Here is a 26,320-nt window from a genome sequence, read left to right as displayed (position 1 = left end):
CCATTCGCTTCTGTTAGTTAGACCTCAAAGCGAAACCCAGCCATGCCGGAAGCGCATGGACGGTTAACCAGAAAGACCATCATGCCCGACCACGCCGCCATTCCCGACGCCAGGTTTCAGACCTTCGATGAAAAGTCCGATCCCGCTCAAGTCGCCCCGCGCCTTTCCGCACTCCGGGCCACCTTCACCGACCTTGGCATCGACGGATTTCTGATCCCGCGCACCGATGTGCATCAAGGGGAATATGTCCCCGATTGCGATGCGCGCCTTGCATACCTCACCGGGTTCACCGGCTCTGCGGGCATGGCCGTGGTGACCAAAGATCTCGCCGCCCTGTTCGTGGACAGCCGCTATACGCTCCAGGCCCCTGCCCAAACCGATACCGCGCTGGTCTCCATTCACGACACCACAACCACAAATCCTGGCGACTGGATGGCCGAAAACCTGGCCCCCGGCTCCCGCATCGGGTTCGACCCGTGGCTGCACACACCTGGCCGTCTGGCATCGATCCGCGAACCGCTTGAAAAGGCCGGCATTGAGCTCATCCCGGTCGCCAACCCCATCGACGCGATCTGGGCCGATCGCCCCGCGCCGCCGCATGGCCCGCTCGAAGTGCTCGGTCCCAACCGCACTGGCAAGCCGACCGCCGAAAAGCTGGCCGACCTGCGCGCCGCCATGGCGAAGGAGGATGCTGGCGCCGTGGTTCTTACCCTGCCTGAATCCCTGTGCTGGCTGTTCAACATCCGCGGCCGCGACGTGCCACACAATCCCTTCGTTCTCGGTTTTGCCATCGTTCCCGCCGAAGGCAGGCCAACTCTCTTTCTCGCCGATAACAAGCTCACCGACGAAAACCGCTCGGCATTGGCCGGCACCCTTGATCTGACCGGCAAGGACGAATTTGAACCGGCGCTGGCCGATCTTGCCAAACAGGGCCGGGCCGTCTGGTTCGATCCGGAAACCGCGCCCGTACAGGTCAAATCGGTCCTTTCGAACGGCGCGAGGCTGATCGAGAAGCGCGATCCCGTTTTGCTCCCAAAGGCGAAAAAGAACGATGTCGAACTGGCGGGAATGCGCGAGGCGCACAAGCTCGACGGTATTGCCTTTGCCAAATTCCTGGCCTGGCTCGATGAAGCAGCTCCGCATGGCGGGCTGACCGAAATCGATATCGTCAAGATGCTCGAATCCTACCGGCGAGAAGAACCGACGGCCGTGGACATAAGCTTTGAAACCATTTCAGGCTCGGGCCCCAATGGCGCCATTGTCCACTACCGGGTTTCGGAAAAAACCAACCGCACGCTCAATCCCGGCGAATTAATGCTCGTCGATTCCGGTGCCCAATACCTCTCGGGCACCACCGACATCACCCGCACAATGGCCACCGGCCCGGTCACCGCCGAGCAAAAGGATCATTTCACGCGGGTCCTCAAGGGTATGATCGCCATTTCCCGCGCCCGGTTTCCCAAGGGCACCAACGGCGCCCAGATCGATATCCTCGCCCGCCAGTTTCTCTGGCAGGTCGGCCTCACCTTCAACCACGGCACCGGCCACGGGGTCGGCGCCTTCCTTTCGGTCCATGAAGGCCCGGCGGGCATTTCACCGCGCTATACGGTGCCGTTCGAGCCAGGCATGGTCTTGTCCAATGAGCCCGGCTATTACCTTGAGGGCCAATACGGCATCCGCATTGAAAACCTCGTCATCGTGCAGGAAAGCGAACTGGCCCCGGGCTATCTCGATTTCGAGACCCTCACTCTGGCGCCCATCGACCGGCGCCTGATCGCAACCGAGATGCTCGAAGCCGCCGAACGCGACTGGCTCAATACCTACCATGCCCGCGTCGCCCGCGAGATCGGCCCCCACCTCGACGCTGCGACACGCGACTGGCTCGAACAGGCGACGGCGGCGATCTAGAGCGCTTCCAGGATAAGTGGGCACCACCTATCCGGTTCGGAAGCGCGACAAAACAAGGACTTAGAGCAATTGATGCGATTCGAAGAAGCGCTGAAATGCTCTAGAGCGTGGCCAGCAAAAGCATGTCCTCGACCCGATCGGGGATGGAAACGATTTTGCGGTTCAGACACGCGACAGAATAAAGGTTTAGAGCCGAGGATTTGATTCAATCAGATCCTGAACGGCTCCAAGGCGACGGCCGCCCCGCCCTCGAACGACACTGCCGAGCTTCAGGCCAGGAACTGGGCCAGCGCGCCGGTAAGGATCGCGGCATAGGTCGCGACCATCCCCGCCGCGCGTACCGGCGCGATGCCGGAAAGAATGCCGGTCGCATGGACCACCCGGCCAACGAGCAGCAATCCGGAGAGCATCCAAAGCCATGCCGCTGCGGCGCCGCGATATTCAGCAAGCGCGCACAGGATCAGCGCGATTGGTACATATTCGATGAAATTGCCCTGCGCGCGGATGCGGCGCAGCAGGCCGACGTCTTCGCCCATTCCGATATGAGTGCCCACATCCATGCGCTTGAGACTGACCGAAATGCTCAGCGCTACCAGCATGAAGGCCAGGATCGCCCCCGCCAGGCTCGTGATCGGAAGCATCGAACTCTCTCCCTTCGATTCTCGACGATCACATTCATGCGATTTGCACTTGCATTTTGCAAGAACAAATTTAAGCTGAGCCCATGACCCAATTCCGATCCGGCTGCCCGATCGCCTCCGCACTCGATCTCGTCGGCGACAAATGGACCCTCGTCATCCTGCGCGCCATGGCGATGGGCGCGACGAGTTATTCCGACCTCTCGCGCCAGGCCGAGCGCATCGCCTCCAACATCCTCGCCGACCGCCTCACACGAATGGAAGCCGCCGGGCTGATCGTCGCGGCCCAGCCCCGCCAGGGATCGATCCGTGGAGCCTATCGTCTCACCGAAAAAGGCGCCGCCCTGCTGCCGGTGATCCAGGACCTCGCGCGTTGGGGCGAAGCCCATATCCCCGGTCGCTGGCAGCCGCCCCCGCGCTTCTACGCGCTGAAACCGGACGATCTCGCCTGAGGGGCGACCGCACGCCTACAGCAGACAAATCGTGCAATTGCCCGCGATTCTCAAAAAATGGCATCTTGAGCGAACGGATTTCGACACACTGGAAACCGCTCGGGTCGGCCGCGCGCTTCATTGGGCCGGCAAGCAACGGCACCGAGCAAAACCGCCGGCGATCCCGACCTGCGGTGCGCCCGACGGCGTCACCCCGGCGGCATCAGTATGCGTCCGTCATAACGCTTATAGCGTGTCCAGCAAAAGTGGAAACGGTTTTGCGGTTCGGACACGCGACAAAACAAAGGTTTAGAGCCGAGAATTTGATTCAATCAAATCCTGAACGGCTCTAGAGCGTTTCACGTTTTGACGGAAGCATAGCCGGCGTTTGCGAAGTAGTTGCTGCATTCGCCGGGTTCGATGGTCGTGACGAGGTGGCCGAGTTGGCGCCATGTCTCCTCGATGGTCCGCTTCTGGGCGTGGCGCATCCAATGCTTGATCTTGGCGAAGGCCTGCTCGATCGGGTTGAGGTCGGGCGAATAGGGCGGCAGATACCAGAGCCTGGCGCCGGCTGCCCGGATCATCTGTTTGATGGCGGCCGATTTGTGGGAGCCGAGATTGTCCATGACGACGATGTCGCCGGGTTCGAGCACGGCCAAGAGCTGCTGCTCGACATAGGCGCGGAAGCACTGGCCGTTGATCGGTCCGTCGAAGACGCACGGCGCAACGAGCCGGTCATAGCGCAGCGCGCCGACGAAAGTCAGCGTGCGCCAGTGGCCGTGCGGGGCCAAGCCGCGCAGGCGCTTGCCCTTGGCTCCCCAGCCGTAGAGCGGCGCCATGTTGGTCTTGATCCAGGTCTCGTCGATAAAGACCAGCTTGCGCGGGTCGAGGCTGGTCTGAAAGGACCGCCAGCGCTGCCGCCTGCGGGCGATGTCGGCGCGGGCCTGCTCAAGGGCGAACAATGTTTTTTTTGAACCGGAGCCCCTCGCGGCGCAGGAACTGCCACACTGCATTGTGCGACACCTTCACCCCGCGCGCCGCCAGCTCGTCCTTTAGGCCATGCAACGTCAGATGCGATGTCTGGTTGATACGTTCGACGATGAACGCCCGGTGCGGCTCCAGCAGCCGCTTGCGGTGGCCGCCCATCTGGCCCGGCGCGACCGAGCCCGTCGCCCGATAGCGCTGCGACCACTTCACCGCTGACGAAACCGCGACGCCAAACCGCGCCGCCACCGACCGGCAGCTTTCGCCAGCCTCGATTGCCGCCACAACACGCTTACGAAGATCATTGGAAAGAGGTGCTGTCATCAGATGCTGGCCTCCTCTCCAGCCAGCATCTTGAATCACAAAAATCAACCGACGGGAATCCCATCCGATTCAGACAAAGGATGAACGGCTCTAGTCTCCAGCGTATAGACGCCGACGCCCACAAGACACCGCGCGTTGACCGAGATCGTGTCGCGATAGCCGGTACGCAGCAGCGCGGTGCCCTAATTGAACCAGGCCGCATAATTCCAGATTGAACCGCCGAACACCGCATTGGCCGCCGCAAACGATTCAGCATCGGCGACCTCCCCCTCTTTAAGATAGGGCAGGGCATCGAGCCCGGTAAACAGCAGCACCGCATCGGTCCGTTCGGCGTTCTCAAACCACGCCGCAAGGTCGAACCCGAGGCCGAAATAGCGCCAATGCGGCAAAAGCAACTCGCCGCGCAATATCGCCTCCGACACATCCAGCGTCTCACGCCAGGCCTCGACCATCTCCTTGGTCACGGTCATCTCAAGCGCCAGCGGCGTCTGGTAGGGCGAGGGGATGAACTCGAGATGGTCGTCGGTTTCCGCAAGGATCGCGTTCCAGTTGCGCCGTGACAGATCGAGCACGCTGAGCATCCGGTCGCGAGCGCCCGTCAGCCTCTCGCGGTCGATGATGGGCCAGTTGATCGTGTGGATCATGGCAATTGCATCGGCCAGCAACGCATCACTGTCGCGGTCCATGAACAATTGCCCGCTATTGGGATAGGTCTCCATCGGCAGTCCCGCGCCCGGAAACAGACGATGTAGCGCGGCGTTGAAGAAAGTTTCAAAATCATGGGCCAACAGGAAGTCCGACTGCGTCGCCAGAACGTGCGAATACCCCGCCAGCCAGATCGCATCGGACCCATCGAAAGCGAAAGTGGTGGCAGGTAGCCCCAGCTCAGGCGCCATACCCGATCCCATGTCGAGCCGCTGTCCTGCCCCCGCCGCCATGGCCAGGAACGCGCCCACGGACTCCGCCTCGCCCGCTTCCCCATCCCCATCGATATCGATGCGGATTCTGGTCACCTCGATTTCGGCGGCAAAGTCGCCCTCCGCCGCCGTCAGCAAAAGGGGAATGGCCGCATCCAGATCGTCCGAAAACGCCTCGAGGTAGCCGCGCAACGCTTCATAGGTCAGCGGCTCGGGCGCCCTTTCCTCTCCTTGTGCCTCCACCATTCCGAAAAACGGGCTCACAGCGATGCCCCGCTCCGGATCGAACCCGTGCGCATAAAGCGGCTGCACCAGATTCTCGATGCCGGTAAACAGCGTCAAAAGGCCGACACCGAACGCCGCTTCGGTATCGCTTTCGGGCAGCGCCTCCAGAGCAACCAGCCCCTCGGCCAATCGGCCACTATAGAGATGATCGCGCAGAATATCGGCACCGCCCTCCTGCCCGGCAGCAGCCGTGACCGGACCGAACATGAGGAGGATTGCCAGCCCGATTTTGCCCATCATCCCTGCCCCGTCCTTTCAAACCATTCGTCTTCAGAGATCACCTCAACCCCCAGGCTCTCGGCCTGCTTGAGCTTGCTGCCGGCGCCGGGCCCTGCCACCACAAGGTCGGTCTTGGCCGAAACCGAGCCCGAAACCTTGGCGCCCAGCCGCTCGGCCATAGCCTTGGCTTCGGTCCGCGACATGCGTTCCAGGCTCCCGGTAAACACCACAGTCTTGCCGGCCACCACGCTGTCGGCGGAGATGTTGACCACATAGTCTTTCGGCTTCACTTCTGCCAGCAGCGCATCGATGGCTTTTTCGTTGCGCTCATTGGCGAAAAAGCCCGTCACCGACTGCACCACAGTGTCGCCGATGCCATCGATCCCCAAAAGCGTGTCATAGGCTTCCTCATCGCCCTTGCCGGCCCGGAAGGCCATTTCCCGGAACGCTCCGAAATTCGAGAACGTCTTGGCAAACAGCGCCGCCGTTGACTCCCCCACATGGCGGATGCCGAGCGCGAAGATGAACCTGTCCAGTTCCGGCTCACGCCGCGCATCGATCGCCGCAAAGAGCTTTTTGACAGAAGTTTCCCCCCACCCTTCCTGATCCTTGAGCTTTTTGAGGCTCTTGCCGTCTTCCTCGGCCAGTCTGAAGATATCGGCCGGCTCCCTTATCCGCCCCTCGGCGTGGAACGCGGCGATCTGCTTGTCCCCCAGCCCATCGATATCGAGCGCGTTTCGGGAAACGAAATGCTTCAGGTTTTCCACGGCCTGGGCCGGGCAGATCAACTCGCCAGTGCACCGCCGCCGCGCATCGAGCTTGCCGGTTTTCGGATTGACCTCCCGCACCGCCTCCGAGCCGCATTCGGGACAGACATGGGGAAATTCGAACGGCTGGGAGTCCTTGGGCCGCTTGTCGGGCACCACAGCCACGATTTGCGGGATAACGTCCCCGGCCCGCTGCACGATCACCGTGTCGCCTTCGCGAATATCGTACCCGTCGCGGATCTCGGCTCCAAAGCTGTCGCGCCCGGCGATATAGTCCTCATTGTGCAGCGTCGCGTTTTCCACCACCACGCCGCCCACCGTCACCGGCTGCAGCCGCGCCACCGGCGTCAGCGTCCCCGTGCGCCCCACCTGAATGTCGATCTTGTGCAGAATGGTCGTTGCCTGCTCGGCGGGAAACTTGTGCGCTATCGCCCAGCGCGGCGCTCGCGCCACGAACCCCCAGCGCTGCTGCAGATCGAGCCTGTCGAGCTTGTACACAACCCCGTCGATATCGTAGCCCAGCGTTGCCCGCCGTTCCTCGATCGACCGGTAATGGCTGAGCAGTTCCTCAACGCTCGTCGTGCGGATCATCAGCGGATTAATGACAAAACCCCACTCGCCGAGCTTTTGCACCGCCTCATACTGCGTATCGGCAATCGGAGCGCTCACCTGCCCCCAGGCATAGGCGAAAAACTTCAATTTCCGCCTGGCGGTGACTGAAGGATCTTTCTGCCGAAGCGACCCCGCCGCCGTATTGCGCGGATTGACATAATCCTGACCGCCCTCCTCGGCCGAACGCTTCTTGAGCGCCGCGAAATCGGCATGGGTCATATAGACCTCGCCGCGCACCTCGAGCACATCTGGCCACCCCGTGCCGGGAAGTGTCTTGGGAATGTCGGAAATCGTCTTGAGGTTTTCGGTGATGTCTTCGCCTTCGGTTCCGTCCCCACGGGTCGCGCCGCGCACGAAAACACCGTTCTCATAGCGCAACGAGGCCGACAGCCCGTCGATCTTGGGCTCGGCGGTAAATGCAAGTTCCAGCCCCTTGTCGCGCTCGAAGAATTTGCGCCCGCGCTGGACGAAATCTGCGACATCGGCATCGTCGAACGCATTGCCCAGTGACAGCATCGGCACCGCGTGCCGCACCTTGGCAAAGCCATCCACCGGCGCGGCGCCCACGCGCTCGGACAAGGAATCGGTGCGCCGCAATTCGGGAAACCGCGTTTCGATTTCCATATAGCGCCGTCGCGCGGCGTCATATTCGGCGTCCGAGATCTCGGGGGCATCGTCCTGATAATAGGCCCTGTCGGCTCTTTCGATCAGCCGGTGCAGGCGGTCGAGTTCACTCTTTGCATCTTCCAGCGACAGCTCGTCCACCGGCAAATCGATACTCACGACACCACTCTCCTAAACGCCCACTTCGCGCATCAGCCTTTGTGCCGCCGCACGGGCTTCCTCGGTAATCGTCGCACCGGCCAGCATCCGCGCTACCTCCTCGCCCCGTGTCTCGATATCGAGCGGCCGCACATGCGTACGCATGAACGCCCCTTCCTCGATGGCCTGCTTCTCGATCAGCAGATGGGTCTGCGAGCGCGCCGCGACTTGCGGGGCATGGGTAACGGTAAGAACCTGCACCGATTGCGCCAGCCGCCCCAGCCGCTTGCCGATCGCATCGGCCACGGCCCCGCCCACGCCGGTATCGATCTCGTCGAAAATCAGCACCGGCACCGAACCCTTGTCGGCCAGCACCACCTTGAGCGCCAGCAGAAACCGCGAAAGCTCGCCGCCGGACGCGACTTTCATCATCGGGCCGGGCGTGGTGCCTGGATTGGTCTGCACATGAAAGGCGACCTGATCGATCCCGTGAGATGAAATCCGCTCCGCATCCACTTGCCGGTCGACGATGAACTTCGCCGCTCCCAGCTTGAGGTCGGGCAACTCGGCCTCCACGGCCTTGCTCAGCCCCGCGGCTGCCTTCTCGCGCGCCTTGGAAAGCTTTTCCGCTGCCGCGCGGTATTCGAGCCCGGCGTCCTTCAACTCGGCTTCCAGAGCCACGAGTGTTTCCGCACCGGTTTCGAGCGCTTCGATATCGCCCTCGTATTTCGCCAGCACGTCGGCCAGCGCGTCTGGCTCGACCTGGTGCTTGCGCGCCGCGGCCCGCAGCGCGAACAGCCTTTCCTCGACCTGTTCGAGTTCGCGCGGATCGAACGCCATCTCGCGGCGGATGGCTTCAAGCGCTTCGCTCGCCGTGTCCAGCGCCACCAGCGCCTGATCGACCGCATCCGCCATGGGTGCGAACAGCGCCGCCTCGGCGTCCGATTTGCGCGTCAACCGCCGCAGCAGCATGGCCAGCGTCGGTCCGGGCGCGTTGGTGCCGTTGAGAATTTCGTCGGCGTCATTGACCTCACTGGCGGCCTTTTCCAGCCCCATCAGCCATTGCCGCCGATCGGCCAGGGTAATCTCCTCACCGGCCTCGGGCTTGAGCGCCGACAATTCCCCAATCACATGCCGGGCATACTCTTCCTCGCGCGCCGCCTGCTCTACCCGGGCCCGCTGCAAATCCACGGCCTTCTGCGCCGCGACCAGCCTCCCATATGCGCTCGACACGGCCGCCAGATCGCCCTCATGGCATCCGAAACTGTCCAGCAGAACCCTGTGGGTCGCGGCATCCACAAGCGCCCGGTCGTCATGCTGCCCGTGGATTTCCACCAGCAGCCCGCCGATTGATTTGAGAAGTCCCGCCGAAACCGGCTGGTCATTGATGAAGGCCCGCGTACGCCCGTCCGCGTGCTGCACGCGCCGCAGGATGATCTCCGCATCGTCTTCGATCTCGTTCTCGCGCAGCAGCAGCCGCGCCGGATGATCCTCGGGCAAGGCGAGCACCGCCACCACCTGCCCGCTGTCGGCGCCCTTTCGGACCAGCGCGGCATCTCCCCTTCCGCCCAGCGCCAGCGTCAGCGCATCGAGAAGGATCGACTTGCCCGCGCCCGTTTCCCCGGTCAGCACGGTCATGCCCGTCTCGAACGCGAGATCGAGTTGGTCGATCAGAACGATATTGCGGACCGAAAGCGTGTTCAGCATCGCTCCCGCTTCTCCCGTTCGTTGTTGGCTCTGACTTGTACCCCGCAAGGCGCGCCCGCTGCAAACCTCCAACACGAGATTCACACCATTCTGCGCGCGAACATTACAGGAACAAATCTCGGGCAGCAAGCGCCTGCGAAAATGCCCCGGCCAATGACCGGGGCATCGTCAAACTTCCACCAACCGGCCGTGGCCTATCGGTCGGCCATCCAGTTGCCTGTCATCATCTGGGGCGACAGGCCCTGGTTCTGCAGCAGGTTAAAGCCCCGCTGATACCATTCGGAATTGGGGTAATTGGTGCCCAGAACCGCCGTCGCGGTCTGCGCTTCGCCAACAAGGCCGAGCGTGAGATAGGCTTCAGTCAGCCGATAAAGCGCTTCTTCCACATGGGTCGAGGTCTGATGGTCTTCCACCACCACCCGGAAGCGATTGATCGCAGCCGTATATTGGCCATTGCCCAGATAATAGCGGCCCACGCTCATTTCCTTGCCGGCTACCTGATCGCGGGCGATCAGCAGCATCTGGCCCGATTCCCGGGCGTAACGGGAATCGGGATAGCTGGCCTGCAGCTGGGTAAAGGTCTCGATCGTATCCTGCGCCAGCTCCTGGTCGCGCGTGATGTCGGTGATCTGCTCGTAATACGAGCTGCCCTTGAGGAACAGGATATAGGGCACTTCCGAGGATCGTGGATAGAGCGCGAGGAACTGGTCGGCCTGCCGCACCGCCTCGGGGAACCGGGCAAGGCGGAAATTGGCAAAGACCTGCATCACCTTGGCGCGTTCGTTGACGTCCGAAAAGGGATTCTGCCGCTCGAGCGTTTCGAGATCTTCGATGGCCGCGATATAACGGTTGTTTTCCATGTTGGTGACAGCGCTTGCGTAAAGCTGCTCGGGCGGAACCAACGGCTCTTCATCCCCGGTGCGCGAAAAGATCGACATGGGTGAACAGGCGGCAAGCACTGCAACGAGGGCCATGGCCGCCGCCGTCTTCCAAATCCTTGGCGCTTTGCTTGGTCTGGCTATGATATTCACGAAAAACTCCGTCCTCATGGCCCGGGGCATGAACCGTGACCCGCGCGTACCCACAATCCGCTGGAGCGTGTCCAGAATAAGTGGGCACCACTTATTCGGTTCGGACACCCGACAAATCAAGACCTTAGGGCATTTTCCGTTTCGATCCCATCGAAACGGGAAATGCACTAGCGGGCAATCTGTTCAAAACTGTGACGGGGGTTATCGCCCATTCAACCGATGGAGCGCAAGTAGGGCTCGACAGACAGCCTCTCGGGCAGATCCCCAAGGGCCTCCATTTCGAGCGGCAGTGCATCCGCTTCCAAAATCTCGTAATTGGCTTCACTGGCAAAAAGCGATTTGAGCACCAGCGCATTCAACCCGTGCCCGCCCTTGTAGGACTTGAACCGTCCATAGATCGGCAGTCCCGCCAGGGCCAGGTCACCCACAGCGTCAAGAAGCTTGTGGCGCACGAATTCGTCGTCGAACCGCAGGCCGTCGGGATTGACGATTTTTTCTTCCTCGATGGCGATCGAATTTTCAAGGCTCGACCCCAGGGCATAACCTGCCTGGCGCAACACTTTCGCCTGCGCCACGAACCCGAAGGTGCGCGCCGGCGCAACTTCGAGCGCAAACTTGCGCGGCGACCAGTCAAAGATCATCCGCTCGCGGCCGATCACCTTGGAATTGAAATCGATCTCAACGTCGAAAGCCCGGCCATTATAGGCTTCGAGCATGGCAAAGGCATCATTGTCGCGCACCGTCACCGAACGCAGGATGCGGATGAATTTCTTGCGCTGCGGCTGGATCGAAATACCGGCATCGAGCACCGCATCCACAAAGGGCTCGGCGCTGCCATCGATGATCGGGCATTCTTCGCCCCAGACCACGATTTCCGCATTGTCGATGCCAAGTCCGTTGAGTGCCGCCAACACATGCTCGACAGTCGCGATGCTGATGGAATTGCCCAGATCGATAACCGTGCACAGCGAGGTCCGGCTGACCCGTGAATGGTCGATCTTGACGGTCGCGGAGCTGCTGCCATCGTCCATCATACGCGTTAGCGTATAGCCGGAATCGGCTGGCGCTGGATTGATGACAAGGCGCGAGGGTTTGCCATTATGCACACCGATTCCCGCGAACTCTGCGGGACGCGTCAGCGTGCATTGGCGCACGGTATTGTTTTTCATTGGTACTCCGGGCCCTTTGTTGGCGACGGCCCATCGCCTAATAACGAAGATCGGCCTGACACGGAACCCGTGCCAGGCCGATTTAAAGCCTAAATGGCAAATTAGAATTAACCGTGGCGTTTGAGAAACGCCGGGATTTCAAGCTGTTCTTTTTGCGGCGCGCGGGCCGGGGCACGGCCATGTGCGTCGAGTTGCCCCACTGCGCCGTCCGTCTGCGGACGCGGAGCGGCCGGACGCGAAGGAGCGGCCTCGATGGCGCTGCGGGCAGCGGCGTCGTCGAACTGGGGTTGCACGCGCTCGCCATGCGGTTGCGACTCGGCCTCTCCGCCAAGGCTCAACCCCACATTGGAGGCCAGGCGGCGGAACAGGGCCCGCGCGTTGCGCGGCTCTTCACTCCGGGGCTGCGCCATCTGCTGGCGGGCCACCGGCGGCATGTCTTCGGCGCGCGGAATGCGGCGCTGCAGTTGCGGACGCTCGGCACCCGAGGGCACATAGGGCTTGGGCATGGCCGCTTCGGGCGCGCGCTGGGCTTCCTCCACCGGCTGGCGCACGGGTGCGGCAGGGGTGTAGGGCTCGATTGTAACGCCGTTGTCCTCAGCCTGCCGGGCGGCAGTCGCCGCTGCCGCAGCAGCCGAATTGCCATCCTTGATCGCCTGGGCGACAGCAGCCTCGAACTGATCGTCGCTCATGTGAGCGCTGGCCTGGGCCGGAGCAGCAGGCTGCTCGGACCGTGGTGCGGGGGCGGCGGCGGGAGCAGCAACGGCTTCAGGAGCCCGCTTGGCCTGCAGGGGTTGGCGGTTGGCGTTGGGCTTTACGGGATCGAGCGCCTGAACCATCAGCGCGTCGGTACCGGTCGCCACGACCGAAACGCGCACCTTGCCCTGCAGCGAATCGTCGAAGGTCGCACCGAGGATGATATTGGCATCCGAATCCACTTCCTCGCGGATACGCGAAGCCGCTTCGTCGACCTCGTACAGCGTCATGTCCTTGCCGCCGGTGATCGAGATCAGCAGGCCGCGGGCGCCCTGCATGGAAACATCGTCGAGCAGCGGATTGGCAATGGCGGCTTCGGCGGCGTGACGCGCACGATCCTCGCCCTCGGCCTCGCCCGTCCCCATCATCGCCTTGCCCATGCCGCGCATGACGGCGCGCACGTCGGCGAAATCGAGGTTGATGAGCCCTTCCTTGACCATCAGGTCCGTAATGCACGCAACGCCCGAGAACAGCACCTCGTCGGCCATCGCGAAAGCGTCGGCGAAGGTTGTCTTCTCGTTGGCCACCCGGAACAGGTTCTGGTTGGGAATGACGATCAGCGTATCGACATGACGGTGAAGTTCGTCGATCCCCTCATCGGCCAGCTTCATGCGGCGATTGCCTTCGAACTGGAAGGGCTTGGTCACCACACCGACGGTCAGGATGCCCTGCTCGCGCGCCGCGCGCGCCACGACGGGCGCCGCGCCCGTTCCCGTACCACCGCCCATACCGGCGGTGATGAACACCATATGCGAGCCCGAAAGATGATCGTTGAGCTCGTCGAAACTTTCTTCCGCCGCCGCGCGACCCACTTCCGGGTGCGAACCGGCGCCCAGGCCCTCGGTCACGCCCACGCCCAATTGAATGACGCGCTGCGCGCGGGACAGCGCCAGCGCCTGCGCGTCCGTATTGGCCACAACGAACTCGACGCCCTCGAGGCCCGAGTTAATCATGTTGTTGACAGCGTTGCCCCCTGCACCACCGACGCCAAAGACGGTGATTCGCGGCTTAAGCTCTTGGATTCCGGGAATCTGAAGGTTGATAGTCATCTCTGGCCTCATAGTGGCTTCATGGCAAAGATGTAGCGCTCAATTCGTTAACCGGACCCTAACAAAGCTACCGATTTCGTTAACCAATCCGCAAAATGCGAGACTTGACAGCCACAAAGTCACCGCATGTTAAGCATGATTTGCCCCGCGCCGGATCCACCCGCGCTTGACATTCGCCTCGATCCGTATATAACCATATCAGAATATAAAATATTGGTTACATAAAGGAGCAGGAACAATGTCAAAGATCACTCCCAGCCTCTGGTTCGACAACAATCTCGAGCAAGCCATGGAATTTTACGCCTCGGTTTTTCCCGACACCAAAATCCACGGCACCACGCGCTACACCGAGGGCGGCATGGGCGAACCGGGCACGGTCATAACCGGCGATTTCGAGATCCTCGGCCAGCGCTTCAACGCCATCAATGGCGGCCCGCACTTCAAGTTCTCCGAGGCCATATCCTTCATCATCGACTGCGAGGACCAGGCCGAGGTCGATTATTACTGGGACAAGCTCACTGAAGGCGACGGGGCCGAAAGCCAGTGCGGCTGGGTCAAGGACAAGTTCGGTGTCTCCTGGCAGATCGTGCCCAGGGCCCTTTACCGCACCGTCACCGGCAGGGATGCCCAAGGCGCACAGCGTGCCACCCAGGCCATGCTGAAGATGAAAAAACTCATCGTCGCCGATCTCGAAGCGGCCTACGAAGGCCGGTAGTGGGCAAGGGTGTATGGCCAGTTATAGCGGTTCAGGGTTTCACTGAATTGGAGGTCTGCTCACCTCTCCCGCAAAGGGAGAGGTAAAATCCGCACTTGCCTTCAGAAACTTACCTCGGGATGCACAGCGGCCGTCCATGCAACGGATCGGTGATGATCGCGGTTTTGACCCCGAACACTTCCTCGATAGTGTCCGGGGTCATCAGGTCCTCGGGCGCGCCGCGCGCCACCACTTTGCCGTCCTTGAGGAACACCAGCACGTCGGCATGCCGGGCCGCCAGATTGAGATCGTGCAGCACGAGAACCACGGTGCGTCCATGATCGTTCTTGAGTGCGCCGACCAGGTTCAGGCATTCGATCTGATGCGCCATGTCGAGGTGATTGACCGGCTCGTCGAGACAGATGATGTCGGTCTCCTGCGCCAGCACCATGGCGATCCAGACGCGCTGTAATTGTCCACCAGAAAGCGATCCGATACGCCGGTCGCGCAGATGCAGCACGCCGGTGCCTTCCATGGCCTTGTCCATGGCCTCCGTATCGTGGGGATTCCAGGGTTGAAACATTGATTGATGCGGATAGCGTCCCAGCCGCACCAGATCCTCCACGGTCATTTCTTCGGGGGCTGAAGGACTCTGGGCCAAAAGACCGATCTGACGCGCCAGTGCCTTGTGCCCGATTTTTGCGACGTCGAGATCCTCGACCAGCACCCGCCCCTCGGTCGGTCGATGCAATCGTCTTATGGCCCGCAGGAGGGTTGACTTTCCGCACCCGTTCGGTCCGGCCAGCACGGTCACCTGTCCGGGCGCGACCGGCAGGCTCAGCGCATCGAGAACCACCGCCTGCCCATAGCCGAGCGTCACACCCTCGATGGTGATGCGGGCCCTGATTGTTTCATCCATCGCTCGATCGTCTCCGCATAAGCAGGAACAGGAAATAGGGTGTGCCGATAACAGCGGTCACCGTGCCCGCCGGAACCTCCAGCGGCGCAAAGAGCACCCGCACGATAATGTCGGCGCCCACCAGCATGATGGCTCCGAGAAGAAAGCTCCCCGCCACCACCACGTAGACGTTACGGCCCAGAAGCAGCCGTGCAAGATGCGGCGCCATGAGCCCCACGAATCCCACACCGCCGACAAAGGCTACGGCCGCCGCGGTAATCAGCGCCGCAAGCCCGAAGATAATGATCCGGAAAACCGGCGTATTCAGGCCAACACTCCGCGAGGAGGTTTCGTCGAGATCGGCAGGCGGCAAGTGACGCAGGGCAACAGATGTCAAGACCAGCAGCGGGACAAGCGCCAGAACAGTGATCTGGATTTCACTCCAACTCGCCTCGTTAACGGCCCCGGCGATCCAGCGCGTCGCTTGGGCCGTGCGATAGATTGGCCCCACGATCATCATGATGGTAGTGATCGCCTTGGCCACTGCGGCCACTGCAATGCCAAACAGCAGCAACCGGATCGCCGAAACGGCCTGCCGTCCGGCCAGGATGAACACAGCAGCAATCGCCAGCACCGCCCCGACAGCCGACGCGACAGGCTGATAGGCAATAGGCACGGTTAGCGTGTTGCTCTCGTTGGAAAACAGCATCAGGAACACAACCACGCCAAGCGCCGCGCCATCGATCACGCCGAGCACGCTTGGTGACGCCAATTCGTTCCGCGTCACGCGCTGCAGCAGGAACCCGGCTACCGCAATGGAGCCTCCGGCCAGAACGGCCAACGCCACGCGCGGCATGCGCAGATTGAAAACGATGATGGTTTGGGTGCGCTCGCCCAACCCGACCAGCGTCCGGGCGACATCGGCAATCGGGATCCACGTCGAACCCAGCGCGACGGCCAAAACAACGACTATGGCAAAGCCGAAAGCAAGGAACCCAAGCACCATCCCGGCTCGGCCGGATCGACGCGATGCGGCGAACGCGCTCATGCTGCCCTCCGCTTGAGCAGTCCCAGCAGCACCATTCCGCCGACCGCCGCCGTCACCGCGCCAACCGGCGCTTCCGCCGGATAGATGATGTAGCGCACCGCGATATCGGCCACGGTTACGTAGATCGCCCCGAGCAGCGCCGCCGCAGCAATCTGGTGCCGGTGGCGCAATCCGGCCAGCGCGTGCGCCGCGTGAGGAATGACCAGCCCCACAAACCCCACCGGCCCGGCCATCGTGATGGCGCTCCCGGTCAGCACCGCTATGGCGACAAAGCTGACGCCCCGCACCATCCCCAGCGGCACGCCCAGCCCGCTTGCCGTCGCATCGTCGGTCTGCAACGCATCGAGCGAAGGGGCAAGCAGCCAGGCAAACATTGCCCCAACCGCAAGCATAACGCCCCCATTTACCGCCAGCGAAATCGGCCGGTCGACGATTGCCCCTGAAAGCCAGAACAGCAATTGCTCGAGCGCCGCTTCGTTGGACGTCAGGATGATCTCGACAAGCGCATGCCCCAGCCCGGCCATGGTTACGCCCACCAGAACGATCCTCAGCGGAGAAAGTCCCCCTGCTCCGGCGGCGATGCCGAACACCAGCAGGCTGGTCAGCAAGGCCCCTGCGGCCGCAGCCAGCGACAGCCCGGCCAGCGAGGACACCCCGAACCAGAAACTCGCCACCACCACGGCAAGCGATGCGCCGGCATTGAGCCCCAGCGTATCGGGCGAAGCGATACGATTGCGCGCCAATGTCTGGATGATGACCCCCGCCACCCCCAGTCCCGCTCCGGTCAGCGGCGCGATGATCGCCCGCGGCAGGCGGAGATTGACGATCACCACTGCTGTCTCGCTGCCATCGAACGCGGCAAACGCCCGCCAGACCTCGCCGGGCGAATAGATCTTCAGACCCAGCATCACGCTGCAGGCCATTGCAAACACAAGCGCTGCGGCAAGACTGCAATACAGCACGGCGCCGCGCGACGATCGCGATGCTATGGCCCCGGGCGAGGCCGCTAAGGTGTGCACCTGCCGCACCTCATAAGTTGATATTGACAGTCAGTTTAATTTCTGACCATTTGCCCAAAATCATTTTATGACGACATTTGTCAAGTTACCAAGGAGGCAATCATGCGCTCTCTACACAAATTGCTGACCGGATTGGCCATCGCCGCCGCCGTCGCACTCTCGGGAACAGCCCAGGCTCGCGAGATCACTCATGCCATGGGAACCACAGAGGTGCCCGATGCTCCCCAGCGCGTCATTATCCTGACAAACGAAGGCACCGAAGCCCTGATCGCGCTCGGCGTCACCCCTGTTGGCGCCGTGCGTTCTTGGCTCGGCGATCCCTGGTACGATCATATCGCCGGCCAGATGGAGGGCGTCGAAGTCGTTGGTGAGGAATCGGCCGTCAATCTCGAACTGATCGCCGCGCTCGAACCCGATCTGATCCTGGGCAACATGACCCGTCAGGAAGGCGTTTACGAGCAGCTTTCCGCCATCGCTCCCACGGTGATGTCCGAACGCCTGCGCGGCGACTGGCGCATCAATTACAACCTCTACGCCGACGCTCTTGGGCTCGCCGATGAGGGCGCAGAACTGCTCGCTGCCTATGATGCCCGCGTTGCGGACCTGTCCGAAAAGCTTGGCGACAACCTGCAAGAAGAAATCTCGGTCGTTCGCTTCGGCTCGGGCATGTCGCGGATTTATTTCCACGACAGCTTCTCGGGTCTGACCCTGCGCCAGCTCGGCTTCCCGCGCCCCGCTGCCCAGGATCGCGAAGAATTCGCCGAACAGATCACCAAGGAGCGCATCCCCGAAGCCGAAGGCGACCGTCTGTTCTATTTCGTCTATGAGACCGGCAATGGCGAGGGCGATGCCCAGGCCCAGGACTGGACCAACGACCCGCTCTGGCAGAACCTCGAAGTCGTCAAGGCCGGCAAGGCGCATCAGGTGTCCGACGCCATCTGGAACACCGCCGGCGGCATCCTCGCCGCCAACCTGCTGCTCGACGATATCGCTGAAATCTACGGCGTTGCCGAGTAATGACCTTTCGCCCGCTCGGAACAATCCGGGCGGGCTCTCAACGCCCGGCTCACATGAACCCCGACTTCAGCCAGCTGCCGACCTTGGCAAAATACCCGTCCGATCCGGTCAGCTTGCGGGTCGGACGCGGCTGAACATATTCGGCGCCGCACACCTGCGGATAGACCAGCATCCCCGCCACGGTTGCAAAGGCCGCGCCTTTCGCGCGGTCCGGCAGACCGGCAACGCCCAGTGGGCGGCCATTGCGCACATTGCGCGCCAGCATGCGTCGCGCCAGTTCCGGCAATCCCGTGAGATCGGAGGCGCCCCCGGTCAGAACGAAGCGCCGACCGGAAATATCCATCATGCCCGTCGCCTGCATCCGGTCGCGGATCGCTTCGAGGATTTCCTCGACGCGTGGCCGGATCACCCGCGTCAGCATCTCGCGCGAGATCGAATTTGGCGATTCATGGGAATTGGCCCCGATCGGCATGACGGTGATGACATCGGTCTCGTCGGTCTGCCCCTGGAGGCACGAGCCGTAAAGCGTCTTGAGCCGCTCCGCATCCGCCACGCTCACCGAAAGCTGCCGCGCGATATCGAGCGTTATGTGATGCCCGCCAATGGCCAGCGCGTCGGCATAAACCAGATGGCCCTCATTGAAGACCGAAACCGTTGTCGTCGCCCCGCCCATATCGATACAGGCGACCCCAAGATCGGCTTCGTCATCGACAAGTGTCGCCAGCCCCGACGCATAAGGCGTCGCCATCAGCGCCTCGACCTCGAGATGGCATTTGTTGAGTGCCAGTTCGATATTTCGCATCGCCAGCGTTTCGGCCGAAATCACGGCAACATCGACGCCCAGCGTCTCGCCCACCATGCCGCGCGGATCGCGCACGCCCTTCTGTCCGTCCAGCGAATAACCGATCGGCAGCGCATGAATGATCGAACGCTCGTCGCGCACGCTGCGATCGTTCACAGCGATCAGCACCCGCGAAATATCGCTCGGCTCGACCTCATGGCCATCGAGCGAAACGCTCGCCGAAAACGTCTCCGATCCCAAACGCCCCGCCGTAACGTTGACGACTACGGACTGAACCGTAATGCCCGCCGCCCGCTCCGCCATGCCGACAACCGAGCGGATCGCCTGCTCGGCCTTGTCCAGATCGGTCACAACCCCGCTCTTGACCCCGACGGAGGGCCCATAGCCGAACCCGATGATCTCGGCCATATGCGTGCGCCCGCGCAGCGCCCTGCCCTCGCGGGGCACGAGCCGCGCGATCACGCAGCAGATCTTGGTCGAACCGATATCGAGCACGGTCACCAGCGAAGACCGGCCCGGCTGGACCGGTTTTAAACGCGCTGTCATCGCAGAGGTCATCATTGGTCGTCTTCTTCGCGAACGGTGGGCCTTACAGCCACATATTGCGCAACGCGCATGTCGATCAGGTCGAGATCACGCTGGAGAACCTGATGATCGAGCTGATAGTCGTTGAGCCTGCCCAGCGCGTCGACAACCCCGGTTTCGGGCAGTTGCACGCGCAGGCCGGAATAAAAGATCAGATCCCAGCGCCGGTCGGCCACACGGTTGAGCGCGGCCAGATCGAATGTCAGGTCGGGATAGCGGTTGACCAGATTGATCATCGCCGCCGCGTTGTCCCCGGCACCCTCGCCGATCACCATCGGCAGATCGCCGTTCTCGACACTGGCGGGCGCGATAGGAGACCCCGACGCATCGATCAGCATGGTCGCCCCATCGATCCGCCACCGTGCCATGGGCGTCTTTTCGGTAATCGAAACCAGCAGGCTGTCAGGATAGACCTTGCGGATCGTCGCCGAAGCGACCGAAGGGATTTCCTCGACCCGCAACCGCGCCTCGGCGATATCAAAGCCGAGACTGGTCGACCCCACCTCGATCCCCAGCGCATGCGCCACATCGGCCTCACGGGTCAGCGATAACCCGTTGATTTCAATCTTCTCGATCCCGAAACCGGCATCCGCCATGTGTCCGGTCAGCACATTGCCGACAACGGCCAGCCCCTCGGACACCTCCTCGCGCATCACATAGCCGCCAATCGCAACGCAAACCACGATCAGCAGCGCCACGACCCGCAGCGCCAGCTTTTTGTGCAGCACCCACCAATTGCCCAGCGAAACCAGAATCCCGCCGCGCCGGCGCACCGGCACCAGCATGCCCCGGCCACCGGCCAGCGCCGGCGAACGGTCGCGCGTTAACGGAGAAAGGCTCGGGACCACCCGCAGGGCAGGACGCTCGATGCGTGGCGCGGGCGGCGCGAGAGGGCTGGAAGCGGGCACGGCCCCGATGACTTCCTTACGCCTCATCTGTTGCAACTTGCGTCCTCCACCATCCAGCTCACCAGCTCTTCGAACGAATGGCCGGCATGGGCCGCCAACTCCGGGACCAGCGAGGTCTTTGTCATCCCCGGCTGGGTATTGATTTCAAGGCACACAAGCTCGCCATCGTCGCCCCCGCGCGGGTCGTAGCGAAAATCGCTCCGCGACACCCCGCGGCAGCCCAAAGCGGCATGCGCCATCAGCGACATCTTCTGAACTTTTTCGTAAATTTTCGGTGAAACCTGCGCCGGCAACTCGTGCCGCGACCCGCCATTCACGTATTTGGCCTCATAATTGTAGAACGCCAGGTCCGTGACGATCTCGATCACCCCCAGCGCCACATCGCCCATCACCGCGCAGGTCAGCTCGCGCCCGGGGATGAACCGCTCCACCATAAGCTCTTCATCGCCATCCCAATCGGTGCGCAGGATTTCCTGCGGCGGGTGCTCCTGGCCGTCCTTGACGATGAACACATTGACGCTCGAGCCGTCATTATAGGGTTTGACCACATAGGGCGGAGCCATCACATGGCTCTTGGCAATGGCGTCCCGCGTTGCGATCACATGGTCCGTCACCGGCACCCCCGCCGCTTTGAACATCACCTTTGCCTGATGCTTGTCCATGGCCACCGACGACGCCAGCACGCCCGAATGGGTATAGGGAATCCCCAGGATTTCCAGCAGCCCCTGTATGGTCCCGTCTTCCCCGAACCGGCCGTGGAGCGCGTTGAACACGACGTCGGGCTTGAGAGCACTCAGCACCGAAGCAATATCGCGCTTAACGTCAACCTCAGTGACCTCATACCCGGCATTGCGCAGCGCCTGCGCGCATTCAACGCCCGAACTCAGCGACACCTCGCGTTCGTGCGACCATCCGCCCTTGAGCACTGCAACATGTTTGACCATCGGTTCGCCCCTTCCGGCTTATTCAGGCAACGCCGGCAAACATATCGCCGTCGAGAAACTCTTTGACTTCACGCCCCGGCGCGAAATGCCCCAATCGCCGGATTTCCCATACCAGCTCCACCCCGTGCTTCTCCCGCACTTTGGACCGCACCGTCTCACCCAGCGTCTCGATATCATGCGCGCTCGCGGCGTCGAGATTGACCAGGAAATTGGTGTGCATTTCCGAGACCTGCGCATCCCCGATCCGCAACCCCCGGCACCCGGCCTCATCGACAAGCTGCCAGGCCGATTGCCCGTCCGGATTCTTGAACGTCGATCCGCCCGTGCGCGTATTTGTCGGCTGCGTACTCTCGCGCCGCTCGGTGATCTCGCGCATCTTGGCCAGTATCTCCTCGCTGTCGCCAGACAGCCCCTCGAACACGGCCGAAGTGAACACCACGCCTTCAGGTCCGTTCGACTTGCGATATTGATAGGCCATGTCGGCATTGGTGAGCTCGATGATCTGTCCCTGCCGCGTCACGCCACGCAGGCTCACCACCCGCTCTTTCGCTTCGGTGCCATAGCACCCGGCATTCATATAAAGCGCGCCACCGACCGCCCCAGGGATCCCTCGGAAAAATTCGAGCCCGTCAATCCCGGCTTTTGCCGCCGCCGTGGCGATCTTGACGTCAGGCAGCCCCGCCCCGGCCCGCACCCGGTTGCCGTCCAGCACCTCGACCCCGCCAAACGCCTTGGCCGGCAGCTTGATGACCACACCGTCGATCCCGCCATCGCGGATCAGAAGGTTCGAGCCCAGCCCGATCACCGTCACCTTGATGTCGGCCGGAAGGTTCTTCAAAAACAGCGCCAGGTCCGCCTCGTCCGCCGGCTCGAAATAGAGCTGTGCAGGTCCACCCACGCGGAACCAAACGGCCCTGGCCAGCGGATGATTGGGGATCAGGCTGCCCCTTACATCCCCGATCCAGCCCGAAAACTGCGGTAGAAGGTCGGGAAAACTCATGCGCTGGCCTTGGACTTTCCAGCCAGTTCAGCTTCCAGCTCGCCCGGCAGCGCCGCGGCCCACAGCGTGATGTTTCCCGCGCCAAGGCACACGACATAATCGCCCTCCCCGGCCCGGCTAGCGATCAGTCCCGCCAACTCCTCGGGCCCCGAAATCGCCCGCGCGTCGCGATGCCCGCGTGCCCGGATCCGGTCGACAAGCTCGGTATGACTCACGCCCTCGATCGGCGCTTCGCCCGCCGCATAGACCGGTGCCACCAGCACCGTATCGGCTTCGTTGAAACACGCCGAAAAATCGTCGAACAGATCATTGAGCCGCGAATAGCGGTGCGGCTGCACCACGGCAATCACGTCGCGCCTTGTCGATTGCCGCGCCGCGCGCAGCACCGAGGCAATCTCGACCGGATGGTGCCCGTAATCGTCGATAATGGTGATCCCGTTCACTTCACCGGTCTTGGTGAAGCGCCGCTTGACCCCGCCGAAGCCTTTCAGCCCCGCCCGGATCTGCGCATCGGTGATCTTGAGTTCCTGCGCCACCGCAATCGCCGCCGTCGCGTTGAGCACATTGTGCATGCCCGGCATCGGCAATTCCAGCGCGTCGATGGTCCGCGTCTTGCCGCTGATCCGGTCGCGGACGATCACCGAAAACTTCGAAACCCCATTGTCGTTGACCACGTCGACCAGCCGCACATCGGCCTGCGGGTTGAGCCCATAGGTGATCATCCGCCGGTCTTCGATTTCGCCGACCAGCGCCTGCACCGTGGGATGGTCGAGACACATCACGGCAAAACCGTAGAACGGCACATTCTCGATGAAGTTGCGGAACGCCTTCTTGACCCCGTCGAAGTCGTGATAATGGTCGAGATGCTCGGCATCGATATTGGTCACCACCGCCACATCGGCGGGGAGCTTGACGAACGTGCCGTCGCTCTCGTCGGCCTCCACCACCATCCAGTCGCCCTGCCCCAGCCGCGCATTGGTGCCATAGGCATTGATGATGCCGCCATTGATGACTGTAGGGTCGAACTGCCCCGCATCGAGCAGCGCCGCGACCATCGAGGTCGTCGTCGTCTTCCCATGCGTTCCGCCGATCGCAATGGCGTTTTTGAACCGCATGATCTCGGCCAGCATCTCGGCCCGCCGCACGATGGGCAGCCCCTTGGCGCGGGCTTCTTTCAGCTCGGGATTGTCCTTTTTGATCGCCGAGGACACCACGACGACCGCGGCATCGCCGATATTTTCGGCCTTCTGCCCCACCATCACCTCGATGCCCATCGATTGCAGGCGCTGGACATTGGCATTCATCGAGGCGTCCGAACCGCGCACCGTGTAGCGCTGGGTGTGCAGCACTTCGGCAATACCGCTCATCCCGATCCCGCCAATGCCGATGAAATGCACGGGCCCGATATCGCGTGGCATCTTGGTGTTCATGATTGTCCTTTGGCGGTTTGCTCGACGAGATCGGCCAGCCGTTCAACGGCGTCGGGCATGCCCACCGAAAGTGCGGCAGAAGCTGCCGCCCGAAGGCGATCCGGAGCGAGGAAGAGATCGTTAAGCTGGGTGGCAAGAGATTGCGGTGAAAGCGTGGCCTGCTCGAATATCCAGGCACCCCCGGCAGTTTCCATCACCAGCGCGTTGGCCTTCTGGTCCTGGTCGAGCGATCCGGGCAGCGGCACGAGGATTGACGGGCGTCCAAGCGCGCCCAGTTCGGCAATCGTCGAGGCTCCTGCCCGCCCGATCACCAGATGGCTCGAAACGATGCGTTCGGGCAGATCGGTGAAAAACCCTGCGAGTTCCACATTGACCCGCGCCGCGCGATAGGCTTCCGCCACCCGGTCGAGGTCTTCCTCGCGGCATTGCTGGGTGACGACCAGCCGCCGCCGCAAAGACTCGTCGAGTTCCGCGATCGCCGCCGGCACGATATCGGAAAAGGCCCGTGCCCCCTGGCTACCGCCGAACACCAGAAGATTGATCGGCCCGTTTTCGACAAGGGCCGGATAGCTCATCCCGGCAATGGCCCGCACCCGGTCCCGTACCGGATTGCCCACCAGTACCTTTTGCAGCGAAAACTTGTCCGCATGCGCTGTCTGCGCAAAGCTCATGGCCAGCACTTTGGCAAACCGTGCCAGCGCCCGGTTGGCGCGCCCCATCACAGCATTCTGCTCGTGCAGGATGCCCGGAATGCGCAGCACCGAAGCCGCCAGGAAGGGTGGAAAGCAGGGATAACCCCCGAACCCGACAACCGCCGCCGGTTTGATCTCGCGCAACACGCCTATGGCCGTTGCCGTCCCCCCAAGGATCGTCAATCCTGCCTTCACGAACTTTATAGGATTGCGGATCGAGGGCGTGGCGGCGGGCACCACGTGGATGCCACTCGCCGGAAACTCGGCCCCGTAATGGCTGACCCGCTCATCGGTCACCAGATGAATTTCATGCCCACGGCGGCGCAATTCCTGCGCCAGCGCCATGGCGGGAAAAAGATGTCCGCCCGTCCCCCCGGCCATCAATGCAAATGTACTCATATTAACCTGTTTTTCGGCGCCGAGCGTTCGGGCAGCTCAACGTTTGCCCGGCGCGCCCGGATGAGTCAGGGCGCTGCGGATCGGCAGGCCGGTGGCAAAGGTCTCTTCCGGCTTGCGCCGCGTCAGCGCCAGCAATAACCCCATGGAGAGCCCGATCGCAATCATAGACGTACCGCCATACGAAACGAAGGGCAGTGTCATCCCCTTGGGCGGGATCAGATTGAGATTGACCGTCAGGTTGAACGCTGATTGCACGCCGAACTGGATAGCCAGCCCGCTTGCCGCCAGCCTGTTGAACAGATTCTGCTGACCCATTGCCAGATAGAGCGCCCGGATGACGATGAAGGCGATCAGTCCCACCAGCACCAGGCAAAACAGGATGCCGAACTCGCTGGCCCCGGCCGCGAAAACGAAGTCGGCATGAGCATCCGGCAGATAGCGCCGTGCAATCCCCTCGCCGGGCCCCATGCCGAACCATCCGCCTTCGAGCAGCGATTCGAGCGCCCGCTCGGCCTGGTAATTATCGCCCGTTTCGGGGTTGAGGAAGGTATCGATACGGCGGGCAACGTGCGGAAAGAAGGTGTAGGCCATGGCCAGCAGCACGATCGCCGCCCCTCCCAGCAGCGCGATCACCAGCCAGGAAATGCCCGACAGGAACAGCAACCCTCCATAGACCACGGAAATCAGAATGGTCTGCCCCACGTCCGGTTGCAGCAGCAGCAGGCCCACCACCAGCCCCGTCGTCCCCAGCGCGAGGAAATGTCCCGGCACGTCCTTGCGCTTCATCTGCTCTGAGATGAACCAGGCCGACATCACCGCCAGCGCCGGTTTGACGAATTCGATGGGCTGGAGCGATTGGCCCATAAAAGAAATCCAGCGCCGGGCGCCCTTGACCTCAACGCCATAGCGCAGCGTCAGCGCCAGCAGCACCACGCCGCCCACCAACGTGACCAGCCCGATGACCCGCACCCAGCGCGCATTGACCAGCGACGCCAGCAGCATCGCGCCCAGTGCCGGAATGCAGAACAGCACGTGCCGCTGGGTGAAATGCCACGGCCCCAACCCGATGCGTTCGGCCACCGGCGGGCTCGCCGCAAAACTCAAAAGCACCCCGAAGCCCATTAGTGCGCACAGCGCAAACATCAACTCGCGATCGACCGTCCACCACCATTCGGCAATGGGCGTCTTTCGCTCGCGGGAAAACCAGGCGGAAATGGCGGTCACGGGATACTCCGGTACGCGGGGACACAAAATTGCAGAATGCGAAATTACCACCCCAGTGGTTACCATTTCGCAACCACGATGCCTTTGCCGAAAACCTTATCCCC

The 26,320-nt window shown here is 62.3% G+C and carries 22 protein-coding genes; 4 read left to right on the top strand and 18 right to left on the bottom strand.

The window, feature by feature from the left end:
• Window positions 1–81: 81 nt before the first annotated feature.
• On the top strand, window positions 82–1,908 hold the full coding sequence (locus tag ACP148_RS05005) for an aminopeptidase P family protein (RefSeq protein WP_425033194.1): 1,827 nt from the start codon (window positions 82–84) through the stop codon (window positions 1,906–1,908).
• 269 nt (window positions 1,909–2,177) lie between these two features.
• On the opposite strand, the gene ACP148_RS05000 is transcribed toward ACP148_RS05005, so the two are convergent.
• Window positions 2,178–2,549: an MAPEG family protein gene (locus tag ACP148_RS05000; RefSeq protein WP_421951494.1), complete on the bottom strand. Its 372-nt coding sequence runs from the start codon at window positions 2,547–2,549 to the stop codon at window positions 2,178–2,180.
• Window positions 2,550–2,632: 83 nt separating this feature from the next.
• Between ACP148_RS05000 and ACP148_RS04995 the strand changes: the two genes are divergently transcribed.
• Complete coding sequence (locus ACP148_RS04995) at window positions 2,633–2,998, top strand: winged helix-turn-helix transcriptional regulator (protein WP_421951493.1); 366 nt, start codon at window positions 2,633–2,635, stop codon at window positions 2,996–2,998.
• 338 nt (window positions 2,999–3,336) lie between these two features.
• Here the strand turns inward: ACP148_RS04995 and ACP148_RS04990 are convergent.
• From ACP148_RS04990 to ftsZ, 7 genes are all read right to left on the bottom strand, one after another.
• Window positions 3,337–4,285 (bottom strand): IS630 family transposase gene (locus ACP148_RS04990; RefSeq protein ID WP_421951492.1). Its coding sequence is split into 2 segments (ribosomal slippage): window positions 3,337–3,948 and window positions 3,950–4,285, totalling 948 coding nucleotides; the frame shifts between segments, so codons are not numbered across the junction.
• 182 nt (window positions 4,286–4,467) lie between these two features.
• Entirely contained in the window at window positions 4,468–5,727 is a 1,260-nt protein-coding gene (locus ACP148_RS04985; RefSeq protein ID WP_425033191.1) for a hypothetical protein, read from the bottom strand.
• Window positions 5,724–7,868, bottom strand: a complete 2,145-nt coding sequence (gene ligA, locus ACP148_RS04980) for an NAD-dependent DNA ligase LigA (protein ID WP_425033189.1) — start codon at window positions 7,866–7,868, stop codon at window positions 5,724–5,726. The genes ACP148_RS04985 and ligA overlap by 4 nt, the downstream gene beginning before the upstream one ends.
• A 12-nt stretch (window positions 7,869–7,880) precedes the next feature.
• On the bottom strand, window positions 7,881–9,554 hold the full coding sequence (gene recN / locus ACP148_RS04975) for a DNA repair protein RecN (RefSeq protein WP_421951489.1): 1,674 nt from the start codon (window positions 9,552–9,554) through the stop codon (window positions 7,881–7,883).
• A gap of 194 nt (window positions 9,555–9,748) precedes the next feature.
• Window positions 9,749–10,603: an outer membrane protein assembly factor BamD gene (locus ACP148_RS04970; RefSeq protein WP_421951488.1), complete on the bottom strand. Its 855-nt coding sequence runs from the start codon at window positions 10,601–10,603 to the stop codon at window positions 9,749–9,751.
• Window positions 10,604–10,797: 194 nt separating this feature from the next.
• On the bottom strand, window positions 10,798–11,754 hold the full coding sequence (gene lpxC, locus ACP148_RS04965; RefSeq protein WP_421951487.1) for a UDP-3-O-acyl-N-acetylglucosamine deacetylase: 957 nt from the start codon (window positions 11,752–11,754) through the stop codon (window positions 10,798–10,800).
• A 107-nt stretch (window positions 11,755–11,861) separates the two neighbouring features.
• Complete coding sequence (gene ftsZ / locus ACP148_RS04960) at window positions 11,862–13,556, bottom strand: cell division protein FtsZ (RefSeq protein WP_421951486.1); 1,695 nt, start codon at window positions 13,554–13,556, stop codon at window positions 11,862–11,864.
• 238 nt (window positions 13,557–13,794) lie between these two features.
• Between ftsZ and ACP148_RS04955 the strand changes: the two genes are divergently transcribed.
• On the top strand, window positions 13,795–14,271 hold the full coding sequence (locus ACP148_RS04955) for a VOC family protein (RefSeq protein WP_421951485.1): 477 nt from the start codon (window positions 13,795–13,797) through the stop codon (window positions 14,269–14,271).
• 109 nt (window positions 14,272–14,380) lie between these two features.
• Here ACP148_RS04955 and ACP148_RS04950 read toward each other — a convergent pair whose 3' ends face one another.
• From ACP148_RS04950 to ACP148_RS04940, 3 genes are read right to left on the bottom strand one after another with little or no spacing between them, the layout of a single operon-like run.
• Window positions 14,381–15,169 (bottom strand): ABC transporter ATP-binding protein, encoded by a 789-nt coding sequence (locus ACP148_RS04950; protein WP_421951484.1) that lies wholly within the window; start codon window positions 15,167–15,169, stop codon window positions 14,381–14,383.
• Window positions 15,162–16,196, bottom strand: coding sequence for a FecCD family ABC transporter permease (locus tag ACP148_RS04945; RefSeq protein ID WP_421951483.1), 1,035 nt, complete (start codon window positions 16,194–16,196; stop codon window positions 15,162–15,164). Before ACP148_RS04945 ends, ACP148_RS04950 begins: the two co-directional genes overlap by 8 nt.
• Window positions 16,193–17,215, bottom strand: coding sequence for a FecCD family ABC transporter permease (locus ACP148_RS04940; protein WP_425033186.1), 1,023 nt, complete (start codon window positions 17,213–17,215; stop codon window positions 16,193–16,195). The genes ACP148_RS04945 and ACP148_RS04940 overlap by 4 nt, the downstream gene beginning before the upstream one ends.
• A 102-nt stretch (window positions 17,216–17,317) precedes the next feature.
• Here ACP148_RS04940 and ACP148_RS04935 point away from each other — a divergent pair, with 102 nt between their 5' ends.
• Window positions 17,318–18,232 carry an ABC transporter substrate-binding protein gene (locus ACP148_RS04935; protein WP_421951482.1) on the top strand — a complete coding sequence of 305 codons (915 nt, stop codon included), beginning with the start codon at window positions 17,318–17,320 and terminating at the stop codon, window positions 18,230–18,232.
• 49 nt (window positions 18,233–18,281) lie between these two features.
• On the opposite strand, the gene ftsA is transcribed toward ACP148_RS04935, so the two are convergent.
• The 7 genes from ftsA to ACP148_RS04900 are packed head-to-tail and all read right to left on the bottom strand — an operon-like array spanning window position 18,282 to window position 26,216.
• On the bottom strand, window positions 18,282–19,595 hold the full coding sequence (ftsA, locus tag ACP148_RS04930) for a cell division protein FtsA (protein ID WP_421951481.1): 1,314 nt from the start codon (window positions 19,593–19,595) through the stop codon (window positions 18,282–18,284).
• Window positions 19,592–20,554, bottom strand: a complete 963-nt coding sequence (locus ACP148_RS04925) for a cell division protein FtsQ/DivIB (protein ID WP_421951480.1) — start codon at window positions 20,552–20,554, stop codon at window positions 19,592–19,594. The genes ftsA and ACP148_RS04925 overlap by 4 nt, the downstream gene beginning before the upstream one ends.
• Window positions 20,551–21,471 carry a D-alanine--D-alanine ligase gene (locus tag ACP148_RS04920; RefSeq protein WP_421951479.1) on the bottom strand — a complete coding sequence of 307 codons (921 nt, stop codon included), beginning with the start codon at window positions 21,469–21,471 and terminating at the stop codon, window positions 20,551–20,553. Before ACP148_RS04920 ends, ACP148_RS04925 begins: the two co-directional genes overlap by 4 nt.
• A gap of 22 nt (window positions 21,472–21,493) precedes the next feature.
• On the bottom strand, window positions 21,494–22,471 hold the full coding sequence (murB, locus tag ACP148_RS04915; RefSeq protein ID WP_421951478.1) for a UDP-N-acetylmuramate dehydrogenase: 978 nt from the start codon (window positions 22,469–22,471) through the stop codon (window positions 21,494–21,496).
• Window positions 22,468–23,901, bottom strand: coding sequence for a UDP-N-acetylmuramate--L-alanine ligase (gene murC / locus ACP148_RS04910; protein WP_421951477.1), 1,434 nt, complete (start codon window positions 23,899–23,901; stop codon window positions 22,468–22,470). The genes murB and murC overlap by 4 nt, the downstream gene beginning before the upstream one ends.
• Window positions 23,898–24,992 carry an undecaprenyldiphospho-muramoylpentapeptide beta-N-acetylglucosaminyltransferase gene (gene murG, locus ACP148_RS04905; protein ID WP_421951476.1) on the bottom strand — a complete coding sequence of 365 codons (1,095 nt, stop codon included), beginning with the start codon at window positions 24,990–24,992 and terminating at the stop codon, window positions 23,898–23,900. The genes murC and murG overlap by 4 nt, the downstream gene beginning before the upstream one ends.
• A gap of 36 nt (window positions 24,993–25,028) precedes the next feature.
• Window positions 25,029–26,216 (bottom strand): FtsW/RodA/SpoVE family cell cycle protein, encoded by a 1,188-nt coding sequence (locus ACP148_RS04900; RefSeq protein ID WP_421951475.1) that lies wholly within the window; start codon window positions 26,214–26,216, stop codon window positions 25,029–25,031.
• Window positions 26,217–26,320: the final 104 nt, after the last annotated feature.

The organism is Pelagibacterium sp. (genome assembly GCF_965249125.1).
GTDB lineage: Bacteria > Pseudomonadota > Alphaproteobacteria > Rhizobiales > Devosiaceae > Pelagibacterium.
The sequence above is the reverse complement of the archived record's forward strand: the minus strand, read 5'-3'. Positions and strand labels throughout refer to the sequence as shown.